We start from the raw sequence: 12,876 nt of genomic DNA, 5'->3' as shown, positions 1-12,876 counted from the left end.
CCACTCAGTAACTCAGCTTCAGCTACTTTTGCAAATTGCCAGCAAAAACAGACCGCTTGTTATTGGCTACGGGAGCAGGTTGGTTGTAATATCAGTATCAATTAACAGGGTGTAGTCGTGTCCATCTACCTGTGTCGTGTACTGATTGTACTCCTGATTGCTCACTTTTTTGGTCTCATCTAACTTTTTGAACTCGTGGCTATTTTTGAGATTCACCACATCGGTACTGTCGCCTGCAATACGCAGTTCTGAACCTGTTGTGATTTTACGCAGCACATCGTTATCTAGCGTAATCTCCGTTTTAGCCCGAGCATCAGACATATTAATCACCTGAATATGCCCGCCTACTTTGTCGAAGAAACGATGCCAGTTTTCAGTCGTGTAGTCTTCGGTAGAAGAAACGACTGAGCCGTATACGTTATGACTAAATGACTTGAATTCTTTCCCTTGAGGGGCATCCAGAGTACCAATTTGGTAACCTTGATCTCCTGCATTTTGGTAAACAAATTTCACGATCCTGATTGGATTCTTATCATCTTGGTATGTATAAGTGATTGACTCATCACGATCTGTTCTTGTACCGTGATAAGTATCAACATGTTTGTATTCTCTATCGTCCCATTTCCCATTATTGTTTGCGTCAATAATGCTGTAAGCACGTCGTCCAAATTCATCATAGAACCATAGTGATGTAGCAGTTTTATCGCCGTTTGCTAAAACATCATATGTTTTATAGGGTTGACCTTGATCATTATAAGTATATGCTCGATAGTTATCTCCTAAATCAAGAACACCATTCATATTGAGGTCTCGTCCATATTTTATATTACGACCATATTCATCTCTCTCCCTTAGGAATTGAATATTTATGCTATCTTCTGTAGCGTATGTGGTTTCTCTGATTCGTTGTCCATAAGCATCATACCCATAATCGTTTTTCTTTGTTAGAACATCATTACTATCAAAAATTCTTTCTGTGCTCACTCGTCCATAAAGATCAAACTCTTTCTTCAAATAAGAGTTGATAGTCAGATTATCGCCTGTAAAATTGCTATCAGCACGAATCTCTCTTCCATATTGATCGTATTGATAAGTATCCACCCGTTCAAAACCCTCTTTTTTAGAGTCTGTATCAAAGCTCCGCGTTGCTATGCGGTCATAGTTGTTATAAGTGTACTTATCATCACATTCTTGATTAAACAATATCCAATAAGAATAAAATTCAATCAATTTTTGAACCTATATAGTTAATTATAATACTTAATTTTATTGACAGTTTTGACTTTATAAAAAAGTAACCTTACTATATTGCAATGCCTAAATTAAGGAGAAAATATGTTTAATCTATTTAAACGCCCAATAGAAACTGAGACGATTGATGCCTGGGCAAAAATTGCCGATGATATTGCAAAAGTTGCAATTCTTGCTATTCCTGTTATGCTTTATGGGAACGAAACGGCTGTTATAAAGATCATTAACTCATTCTTATTATTAATAGGAGCTTATTTTTCATTGCTCATCAGCCGCCATTTGAGACGAAATAAACATAAACAAGGAGAAACATAATGACTGGTTTAACATTTGGATTAGCTGTTTTTGCCTTTGTGATGTTTGGCATTGCAATCGTTGTACAAAAATATGTCAAGTAAAAAAACTAATCTGATCGAAAACGCTCCTGAGATCTCAAGGGCGTTTTTTATTGCCTTATATTCAGCTAATGTGTTTCTTATAACGATTAAAAACATATAATCAATCTATAAAATCTATCGATAAGGTGCAATAAGTACACTTATGACAACTATGACCGCGTAGCAACGCGGAGCTTTGATACGGACTTGACAAAACAAGGTTTTGAACGGGTAGAAACTTATCATAGAGATGTTTATGGTAGAACTGTTCGCACTGATAATGACATTGTTGGTCAAGGTGGTGATATTGATGGATATACTACTTACGATCGTAATCATTATGGACAAAACAATAAGATAATTCAGCATACTTCAGATGGCACCGTTACCTCCCAAACGGCTTATGAGTTTGATATTTATGGTCGTACTTCTAAGCATTTCTTTTTAGATAAAGAGGGTAATGCCATGTGGACTAGATCTTATGAATATAACGCTCGTGGCCTGGCTATTCGCCAGTCAGATGATAGAGGGGTGTTAGGCAAATGGGATAATGGCGATGTCAAGTTTGAATATACGCGTGCTGATGATGCTACGGGTAGATTGATAGGTCAAAAAGTCATCAAACCATCACAAGATAGTTATTATGAGATATTCGATTATGACGATTTTGGACGAAGAATTTTAGTCTTAAGAGATAATAATAATGATGGTAAAATCTCCGAAGGTGAAGATTATACGAGATACGTTTATGGTGACGATACAGCGAATACATATATCAACTATTATTATGTAGGTAGCGATGACAACTTGAAATATGCCATTTATGGCCATCGTGATAATACTAACAAAATAATTGCTCGCTTATTATCTAACAATAAAGAGGAATTTGTAGCATTGAGTTACGACGGCTGGGGTAATCCTAGTTCATCGGTTGAAGATTATACAGGTGGCAATATCAGCTTCAACAAAGTCTTAGAACTTGCAAAGGGTAAACTAGAGAAGATCAATTTGTCGAATGCCACTCAAAACACAGAAATCACTTTAGATAACGACGTGCTAGCGAAACTCACTAAGTCAACACCTGAGTTAACACTCGCGATCAACGGTGACGCTACTGACACAGTCAAGCTCAAAGACTACGGTGAATTCACCAAAGCACCAGAGACAGTGAAAATAGGCAGCAACACCTATGATAAACTGACCACAGAGGTTGAGGGCAAAACCTACACGTTATTGGTCGATACCGACATCAAGCTCTTTGATGCTGCACACCCAGGGACGGAAATTATTTAAGCAAATAGCCTTCCTTGCTGATTTGCCCCGCCACTCGGGGCAATACAAGCGGTTGATTTTTGCTGACAATGTGTAAAAAGCACCGCAACGCAGTCATAAAAAACCGCCTGACGAAGAAACATCGTCAGGCGGTTTTATTTTTAAGGTAAGCGGTGTAGTTTCTGATAGTCGCTTAGCCACTTAGTAACTCAGCTTCAGCTACTTTTGCAAATTACCAGCAAAAACAGACCGCTTGTTATTGGCTACGGGAGCAGGTTGGTTGTAATATCAGTATCAATTAACAGGGTGTAGTCGTGTCCATCTACCTGTGTCGTGTACTGATTGTACTCTTGGTTAGCCACGGTTTTGGTCCCATCCAACTTCTTGAACTCATGGCTATCTTTGAGATTGACTACATCGGTACTGTCGCCTGCAATACGTAGCTGTGAACCCGTGATTTTGCTTAGTACATCGTTATCCAACGTAATCTCAGTTTTGGCACGTGCATCAGACATATTAATCACCTCAATATGCCCACCTACTTTGTCGAAGAAACGTTGCCAGTTTTCAGTGGTGTAGTCTTCAGTAGAAGAAACCACTGAGCCATATACGTTGTAAGCTAGATCAGTAAAATCTTTACCATTCCAAGCGTGTAAAAAACCTAACATCTGACCTGACTCACCTGCATTGAGGTAAATGACTTTATTGATTTTCACTGGTGTTGTTTCGTCTTTTGCGGAAAACTGAGTGAGAGTATCTTGAAAATTTGTTTGACCGTGATAGGTAATAATACTTTTAACATCATTACCATCAAAAATATCATTCTTGTTGTCATCAGCTACGATAAGATTACGTCTATTAAAATCATCATAGAAGTAGAGGTTTACGTTATCATTACCATTTGCCTGCCTATCAATTATTTTATAAGCCTTACCATCATCGTAAAAATACGTTCTCCAAGTATCGCCTAAGCCAAACTCACCATTTAGATCACGATCTTGACCTATAATAGCTATTCTGCCGTACTCATCACGTGTGATAATCTGTGAGATATTGATTTTATCTTCAGCAGTATAAGTTGTGCGTTTTACTTCGTGATCATACATATTGCGTTCCATCACTAATTTGGAGATTAAATGATTTTGGTTATCAAATGTGCGTCTTACTACCTCTCGGCCATATAAATCAAACTCATGGATAGTATATTCGTTAATGGGTAATGTATCATTCGTATAATTTTTATCTTCACGGATAGCTCTACCATAAACATCTCTGTGATAAGTGTCGATACGCTCAAACCCCTCTTTTTTAGAGTCCGTATCAAAGCTCCGCGTTGCTACACGGTCGTAGTTGTCATAAGTGTACTTATTGGCAGAAGATTGTACAAATTCGCCGCTTTCTGTCTTCACTGTTGAGACGTCAGATTCAAGCTGATTACGACCGTTGTAAACACGTTCTGTGATATTAGTAAACTTGTCATCGCCCGCTTCACCCGTGTTATTGATTTCGGTTTTTTCTGCCTTATTATACGCATTGAATGTGTTTTTGATAATTCTATCAATACCCTCTACAGTGACTGTTTCACCATTGAGTTTAATCTGATGGCTAGACCCTGTTTTGTTTTCGTTACCATTACTGAATCGGTCGTTATTCGTGTTGTCGTAACGGGCAACTTCACGACCTAACGCATCACGCACATAGTAGCTCACGTTTTCTGCATGGCCTTTACCGTCCAAGTTTTGCTCTTGTTTGATGAGATGATTATTTGCATCATACTCTTTGAGGTAAACGCGTTCGATACCTGTTATTTTACGTCCATCTTTTAGTGTATGCTCTGTACCTGTGACCTGCTTTTTACTGTCGAGCGTTAGCGTTGTGTCGTTATCCAAGTTTTGGTATTCACCAATACGGTTGCCGTTTGCATCTAACTCATAGTGGTACACACGGTCATCCCCGCCTTTCGCATCTAGGTTGAATTTTTCAGTAATCACACGGTTTTGGCCATCACGCTCATAAGTGGTAAAGTTGTCGATACCTTCAAGAGTACGTTTACCATCATCTAGCGTGATAGTCTCGCCTGTTTTCTTCTCTAACGCTTTGCCATCTTTGATGTCGTTATCACGGTTGTAATAAGCACCCTTAACTTGACCGCTTGCTTTATCCACATCACGGTATTCGATTTCATCAAACTCACCTTTTCCATCAAAGTTTTTATTTATTTGAATAGCCTGCCCGAGTTCGTTGTATTCATACGTTTCATAACGGTCTACGCCTTTCAATGTACGACCATCATTTAACTTCTTAGCGTCATCTTGGTCTGCTTGGCCTTCTTTGTCTTTATTACCCGAGCCTGTCTCAGCGTTATTGTCTAAATCGGTGTAACGACCTTTCTCACGTCCGTATTCGTCACGTTCGATGTGAACCACTTCTTCAAAGCCTTTGTCGTTTTTAAACGCTTCACCATCGCCCGCCTCTCTCGCATTTAAGTTACGATTGATTCGGATGATTTGACCGTTTGCATTGTGCTTGTAGGTTTCATAGCTATCGACACCTTTTAGCTCAACCTCTTGACCGTCGATGGTGACTTTAATGGTTTTACCTGTACCTTCCGTGTTGTCGTTATCTGTATATCTCGCCACTGCACGAGCATATTGGTCTAACACAAGGTAAGATTTGGAATTCGTTTCGCCATTACCGGTGTTGTCGTATTCAACCCTCAAGGTTTGACCTTTGTCGTTAAGACCGAAAGTTTCGATTCTGTCGACACCTTCAATTGGCTTACCATCGTTATCCTTGTGGATATTATGACCTGTGGTTTTTTTCGCATCATTGTCCACTAACACCTTCTGAACCCTGCCTAGACTATCAAACTGCTGATAATGGATCTTATATCATGTAGTGTGCTAATGCTAATGCTAATGCTAATGCTAATGCTAATGCTAATGCTAATGCTAATGCTAATGCTAATGCTAATGCTAATGCTAATGCTAATGCTAATGCTAATGCTAATGCTAATGCTAATGCTAATGCTAATGCTAATGCTAACAAGATTATAGAGCTTTATTTTAATTATCGAAGCTTTAAAAAATATTCATAACCCTGTGGAGAATTTCATTATGAACATTAATATCGGACAATCGGCTAAAGTTGTACTGCCTGTAAAATCTGTTGCGATTAAACGAACTGTGAGAGTTGGCAATAATTTAGAAGTATATCTATCGAACGGTAGTGTTATTACTTTAGAAAACTATTTCCCTAACAAACCTACTCTATTAACTAACGAAGGCAACAATAAAGTTGCAGAATTTACGATTAGTGATGATGGTATTATCGTTGGCATCAAAGAACTAAGTGCTGATGAAGCAGCAAGTATGCTAAGCAATGCCTACTCATCACTAAGTACACAGCCTAATGATGTTCTTTTATTGTCTGCTAATGACGCATCAGCTAATACAGCCAATACCGCAGTATCTGGCAAATCGTACACTATGGAAGTAATAGGTGCATCTGCTGGATTATTAGCAGGTATGTTCATCCTTTCAGATAAAGGCAGTAAATCAACGCCAGCTAAAGCGAATAAAACAGACGATAGCAAAACAACTACTGAACGTGTAGATAGTGATAATAATGGCACACTAGATACTGAAGTCATCACTAATCGTGATGCAAGCGGTCAAATTACGAAAGAAATTCGCAAAACGGATGCGAATAACAGCGGTAAAATAGAAAAAATCGTAACTACTCAAAAAAATAATGATGGTAGCAAAACTGTAACTGTTGAAGAAAGCACTAAAGACAACGGTGTATTTGATAAATCTGTTGAAACTACAACAGATAAAAACGGCAACAAAAAAACTGTTGAAAGCCGTGATACAAATAATGATGGTAAAAAAGATAATATCATTACGACTGAAACCAACACAGATGGTTCAAAAATCACTACTGAGAAAAAAACTGACGGTTCAACCATCACAACCAAAGATGATGGCAAAGGTAACACCTCAATTGAAACTAAGAACTTAGATGGTACTTCAAGCAAACAAGAAACTAAATCTGATGGTACGAAAATTCATACTGAGAAAAACTCAGAGGGTATCATAACAAGTACAACAACTAAACCAAGTGGAGAAACCTACACCACGACAACTAAACCAGATGGAAAAGGCGGTTCTACATCTGTAACTGTAAATAAAGATAAATCTGGCAACACCACCTCTACTGAAAATGCTATTGATAAAAATAACGATGGTAATTCAGAAGAGACAATAAAAACTGAAACAAAACCAGACGGTACAAAAGTTATAACTAAAACTGAAGATCTGAACAGCGATGGAAAAACAGATAGTACAACCAGAACAGAAACAAAACCGAGTGGGGAAACACAATCTGTAACTGAAAACGCAGATGGTACCACAGTTACAACTACAGTATCTAAACCAAATCCAGACGGTTCAACAAACTCAACCATTATTACTAAAAATAAAAATGGTGATGTAGTTGCTACAACCAATAAAGTAACTCAAGATGATGGCTCATCTGTGGCTAATACAACTCGCCCAGACGGTTCAACGTCAATCACAAAAGATAACGGCAAAGGCACAGTTACAATTGAAAACCGTGATCCTAGTGGTAAGCTAACTGACTCTACAACAACAGTAACTAAAGCTAATGGTTCTTCAGTATCTACTACTGAGAAAGCAGATGGTACAAGTGTTACTACCACAACCAAACCAAACAAAGACGGTAGTACAAGTGCTACAGCTGTAGAAAAAGATGCTAACAATAACATCATTGCAACTACAGAAACCAAAACAAAACCAAATGGTGATTCTACATCTGAGACTAAATACTCAAATGGAACTAGCACAACTGTAACTAAAACTGACACAAACGGTGACGGTACACAAGATACTACAGTTATCACTGAGAAAGACAAAAACGGTAAAGTAATTTCTACCGAAACTAGCGTTGACTTATCTCCAACTGATGGCAACCCTGAAACAGTAACTAAAGTTGAGCCTCAAGCAGACGGCAGCACCAAAACGACAGTAACTAAAGACAACAACTCTGATGGTAAAGTAGATAGCGTAGCTGAAAGCGAGACTCAAGCAAACGGTACAAAAATTGAAAAAGTTAAGCATAAAGACGAAAACGGAACAGTAACAGGTACAAGTGAGACAACTACTACTCCAGACGGTAAAGGCGGCTTAATTTCTCATACTGTGCATAAGGATTCTAATGGTAATGCAACAGGTAAAACTGAGAGTACGACCAAACCAGATGGTAAAGGCGGTACAACGACAACAAGCATCCAAAAAGGTAAAGATGGTGACGTAATTTCAAAAACTGAAACGCAAAAAAATGCGGACGGCAGCTCAACATCTGAAACAAAAAATACTGATGGTACTAGTTCCACAACACAAGATAACGGAAAAGGTGTTGTCACTACAACTGAAAAAGGCAAAGATAACAAGGTTACTTCTACAGAAACTGTTATTGATGCGAACAAAGATGGTAATCCAGAAAGCGTAGTTAAAACTGAAACTAAAACTGATGGTACAAAAGTAACTACAGAAAAAGCAGATAAAGACTCTAATGGACAAGCCGATAGTGAAACGATGACCACAACTCGTCCTGATGATACCTCAACTGTTGAGAAAAAAGAAGATACCAATGGCGATGGTACATTAGATACTAAAACGACTATCGAAAAAACCAAAGACGGTAAAACCACTTCAACTAAAACAGTCGTAGATAAAGATGCTGATGGTAATCCAGAAAGCACCAAGGTTGAAGAGAAAAAACCAGATAATACCACTATCATTACTGAAGAAGTAGATAAAAATTCTGACGGTATTGTAGATAGTACAATCACGACAACTAAACGCCCTGGTGGCAGCTCAACAGAAAGTGTGAAAAACCAAGATGGCTCAACTTCAACTACTGAAGATAATGGTCAAGGCATAGTAATCAAAACCGAAAAAGACAAAGAAGGTAATGTAACTAAGTCCACCGAAGTAACGCGTGATAACGGTAGCAAAACAACGACTATCGATCGTCCAGACAACACATCTTCAACTATTGAAGACGACGGTAAAGGCACAATTACTACAACTGAATCTAACAACGGTAAAAAAACATCATCTGAAACAAAAGTAGATAAAGACCAAGACGGCATCGTCGAAAGCACAACAAAAGTTGTGACTAAATCAGATGGTACTGAAGTCACTACTGAAACGAAAGATGAAAATGAAGATGGTAAAGCAGAGAGCGAAATTACTACCACCAAGCATCCAGAAGGTTCAGCCGTTGTAGAGACAACAGTAGAGAAGAAAGATACTGATGGTAATGGCATTTTAGATACTACAATCACTACTGAAAAAAATAAAAACGGTAATACCGTTTCAACGAAAGAAGTTGATAAAGATCAAAATGGCAAACCAGAAGCTATCACGACCACTGAGGAAACAAAAAACCAAGATGGCACAACGACTATTGTCACAAAAGAAGATAATAATGCTGATGGTAATGTAGATGTAACGACAACGACAACGAAACATACTAACGGTAGTTCTACATCTGAAACTCAAAATGCGGTTGACGGAACAACTTCAATTACTAAAGCTGATGGCAAAGGTAATGAAGAAACAACCACATCTAAAAAAGACGGATCTAAGTCAGTTGAAACTAAGCGACCAGACGGTAGCTCAACAACTATCAGCAATAATGCTGACGGTTCAGCTGATAAAACTGAAAATAATGGTGAAGGCACAACTGCCACGGTGAACAAAAATGGGGCTTCAGTAAGTGGCACAACCAAACCAGGTGCAACCGTAACAGTTACTGATAAACAAGGTAATGAATTAGGCAATGCGGTAGCAAATGAAAAAGGTGAATATAATATTCCATTAAATCCACCGAAAACTAACGGTGAAACGATCAATGTGAATGTGAAAGATTCTGCTGGCACAACAACCACAGCGCCTATCACAGTATTTGATGTTACCCCACCATCAACACCAACTGCAGAAAACACCACTTCATCTGCAGATAAGGCTAACGGTAAAGTAACCATCTCAGGTACTACTGAGCCAGGTGCGGATGTTGTTATCAAAGATGCAAAAGGCAAAGAAGTCGGTAAAGGTAAAGCAAATGAGGAAGGTAAATACAACGTTGAACTAACCGAGACCGACAATGCGAAAAACGGCGAAACCTTAACCGTTGAAGTAACCGATAAAGGTAACAACACAGTAACAGGTACGATTACTGCACCTGATATTAGCGAACCATCAACACCAACTGCAGAAAACACCACTTCATCTGCAGATAAGGCTAACGGTAAAGTAACCATCTCAGGTACTACTGAGCCAGGTGCGGATGTTGTTATCAAAGATGCAAAAGGCAAAGAAGTCGGTAAAGGTAAAGCAAATGAGGAAGGTAAATACAACGTTGAACTAACCGAGACCGACAATGCGAAAAACGGCGAAACCTTAACCGTTGAAGTAACCGATAAAGGTAACAACACAGTAACAGGTACGATTACTGCACCTGATATTAGCGAACCATCAACACCAACTGCAGAAAACACCACTTCATCTGCAGATAAAACTAACGGTAAAGTAACCATCTCAGGTACTACTGAGCCAGGTGCGGATGTTGTTATCAAAGATGCAAAAGGCAAAGAAGTCGGTAAAGGTAAAGCAAATGAGGAAGGTAAATACAACGTTGAACTAACCGAGACCGACAATGCGAAAAACGGCGAAACCTTAACCGTTGAAGTAACCGATAAAGGTAACAACACAGTAACAGGTACGATTACTGCACCTGATATTAGCGAACCATCAACACCAACTGCAGAAAACACCACTTCATCTGCAGATAAAACTAACGGTAAAGTAACCATCTCAGGTACTACTGAGCCAGGTGCGGATGTTGTTATCAAAGATGCAAAAGGCAAAGAAATCGGTAAAGGTAAAGCAAATAACGAAGGTAAATACAACGTTGAACTAACCGAGACCGACAATGCGAAAAACGGCGAAACCTTAACCGTTGAAGTAACCGATAAAGGTAACAACACAGTAACAGGTACGATTACTGCACCTGATATTACCAAACCATCAATACCAACTGTAGACAATACTGTGGTTAAAAACAACGAAAATGGTTCAGTAACTGTAAAAGGTAAAACTGAGCCAGGTGCAACTGTTGTTATCAAAGACAAAAATGATAAAGAAATTGGCGGTGCGACAGCAAACCAAGAAGGTGATTACGACATTACGTTAAATGATGCTAATAATGCGAAAAACGGCGAAACCTTAACCATTGAAGTAACCGATAAAGCAGGTCAAACGACAAAAGGGACGATCAAGGCAATTGATATTACCCCACCACCAACACCAGATGCACAAAATACTAAGTCATCTGCAGATAAGGCTAACGATACAGTAACCATTTCAGGTACGACTGAGCCAGGTGCAACTGTTGTTATCAAAGATGCAACAGACAAAAAAATTGGTGAAGGTGAAGCAAATGAGGAAGGTGCGTACAGCATTAAATTAACCGAGACTGACAAGGCGAAAAACGGCGAAACCTTAACCGTTGAAGTAACCGATAAAGCAGGTCAAACGACGAAAGGTACAATCGTTGCACCAGACGTGATGCCACCTAAGGCACTTACTGAGGTTAAAATAAACAAAGAAGGTAATGAAATTACAGGTAAAGGTGAAGCTGGTTCAATTATTGAAGTGAGAGCACCAGGTAGTAATGACGTGATCGCAAAAGCGACTGTTCAAGAAAATGGCTCATTCTCAGTCAAAGTTCCTGCAACAGCACCTGAAAATGTTGTAGTTATAGCGAAAGATGCGAAAGGCAATGAAACTGAAGCAAATCCAATTCGCTTACCTGACTTATCAGACCCGTTAACAGCTGTAGTGCAAAATGATAAAAAAGTGTCAACTTACTCTGACAGCAACCACGATGGCAAAGTAGACACCGCAGAAGTAGCAACTTACCAAACAAAACCAACGCTTAACGAAAGAACTAAAGAAGTAAATTCTGACGCTAAAGTTGTTCAAATCGACCATTATTTAGAAGCTAGCGATATCGCGAATGGCGAAGGTAATATGAGCGTACCAAACGGTGGTAAAGACCTTGATGTAAAAGGAGCAGACCAACACACCTACTTCATATACGATACGCAAGGTAATCTGAAAAAACGCCTATACGACTTAGATGCAAAATCTAACACAGGTTCTAGCCAAGATGGCAAAAATGGTATTGATAAATATGAAACCATTGAAGCTTTTGTAACCAAAAAACTAACCGTTAAAAGTAAAACTGGTGTAGAACAAACTAAAGACGTCGTATTAGAAACCCAAATTGCATACAACAATGATGCAACAGGTAAAGACGATGCTCGTGCCTACTTTGAATACAACGACAAAGGTCAAAAAACATTTGCTTTCTATGACGACAATGCAGATGGCAAAATTGACCGTGCAGAAAAATATACTTATTCCGATAAAGATAGAGATAACCCAAATCCTATTAAGATTGAGTACGACAACGATGCAAATGGAGTGACAGAGAAAGTTCCAGGAAATAAAAATGCTTGGAAATTAGACGAGTCACACTTTGATAAAGTGGAACACTTTGAGTACAAAGCTGCAACGACCAAAGTAGAAAATGGCACAATTACCGAGTATCTCACAACGGCAAAATATGTGAATACCGACAATAAAACTGAGACTGGTTCAAAGCAAACCATCAATGGTCAGGAAGTACAAGGTCTTGATATTATTGAGAAATATGACTACAACGACTATAACCGTCAAACCAAAATCGAGTACGATAACAACGGTGATGGCACTGCCGATAAGATCCATTATCAGAAGTATATAACAAATGTGTTTTTTTTCACTTTCTTGCAAATTTATATATAAAACACTATTTTTTTTTAGATTATTAAATTAATATA

The 12,876-nt window shown here is 38.6% G+C and carries 7 protein-coding genes; 3 read left to right on the top strand and 4 right to left on the bottom strand.

Annotated features, from left to right (window positions below; translation table 11 throughout):
* Window positions 1–66: 66 nt before the first annotated feature.
* A complete protein-coding gene (locus tag HV560_RS00885; protein WP_176811950.1) occupies window positions 67–1,230 on the bottom strand; it encodes a hypothetical protein in 1,164 nt (387 codons plus the stop codon).
* Window positions 1,231–1,335: 105 nt separating this feature from the next.
* Here HV560_RS00885 and HV560_RS00880 point away from each other — a divergent pair, with 105 nt between their 5' ends.
* Both HV560_RS00880 and HV560_RS00875 read left to right on the top strand, forming a co-directional pair.
* Window positions 1,336–1,566 (top strand): hypothetical protein, encoded by a 231-nt coding sequence (locus HV560_RS00880; protein WP_176809304.1) that lies wholly within the window; start codon window positions 1,336–1,338, stop codon window positions 1,564–1,566.
* 269 nt (window positions 1,567–1,835) lie between these two features.
* Entirely contained in the window at window positions 1,836–2,921 is a 1,086-nt protein-coding gene (locus HV560_RS00875) for a hypothetical protein (RefSeq protein WP_176811949.1), read from the top strand.
* Here HV560_RS00875 and HV560_RS10415 read toward each other — a convergent pair.
* The 3 genes from HV560_RS10415 to HV560_RS00865 form a co-directional block, all read right to left on the bottom strand.
* Window positions 2,918–3,043 carry a hypothetical protein gene (locus HV560_RS10415; RefSeq protein ID WP_256437766.1) on the bottom strand — a complete coding sequence of 42 codons (126 nt, stop codon included), beginning with the start codon at window positions 3,041–3,043 and terminating at the stop codon, window positions 2,918–2,920. The genes HV560_RS00875 and HV560_RS10415 overlap by 4 nt on opposite strands.
* A 120-nt stretch (window positions 3,044–3,163) precedes the next feature.
* The gene (locus tag HV560_RS00870; protein WP_176811948.1) at window positions 3,164–5,743 is read right to left on the bottom strand and encodes a hypothetical protein; all 2,580 of its coding nucleotides are present in this window, start codon (window positions 5,741–5,743) and stop codon (window positions 3,164–3,166) included.
* 43 nt (window positions 5,744–5,786) lie between these two features.
* On the bottom strand, window positions 5,787–5,948 hold the full coding sequence (locus tag HV560_RS00865; RefSeq protein ID WP_176811947.1) for a hypothetical protein: 162 nt from the start codon (window positions 5,946–5,948) through the stop codon (window positions 5,787–5,789).
* 68 nt (window positions 5,949–6,016) lie between these two features.
* On the opposite strand from HV560_RS00865, the gene HV560_RS00860 reads away from it, so the two are divergent.
* Complete coding sequence (locus HV560_RS00860; protein WP_176811946.1) at window positions 6,017–12,841, top strand: Ig-like domain-containing protein; 6,825 nt, start codon at window positions 6,017–6,019, stop codon at window positions 12,839–12,841.
* The last annotated feature ends 35 nt before the right edge of the window (window positions 12,842–12,876 follow it).

Source organism: Mannheimia pernigra, assembly GCF_013377995.1.
Taxonomy (GTDB): domain Bacteria; phylum Pseudomonadota; class Gammaproteobacteria; order Enterobacterales; family Pasteurellaceae; genus Mannheimia; species Mannheimia pernigra.
This window is presented reverse-complemented; position numbering and strand designations above follow the sequence as displayed.

Excerpts from the sequence above, each read along its gene's own strand:
- HV560_RS00860 (WP_176811946.1), top strand. The coding sequence starts at position 6,017 with ATGAACATTAATATCGGACAATCGGCTAAAGTTGTACTGCCTGTAAAA.
- HV560_RS10415 (WP_256437766.1), bottom strand. The coding sequence starts at position 3,043 with ATGTTTCTTCGTCAGGCGGTTTTTTATGACTGCGTTGCGGTGCTTTTT.
- HV560_RS00880 (WP_176809304.1), top strand. The coding sequence starts at position 1,336 with ATGTTTAATCTATTTAAACGCCCAATAGAAACTGAGACGATTGATGCC.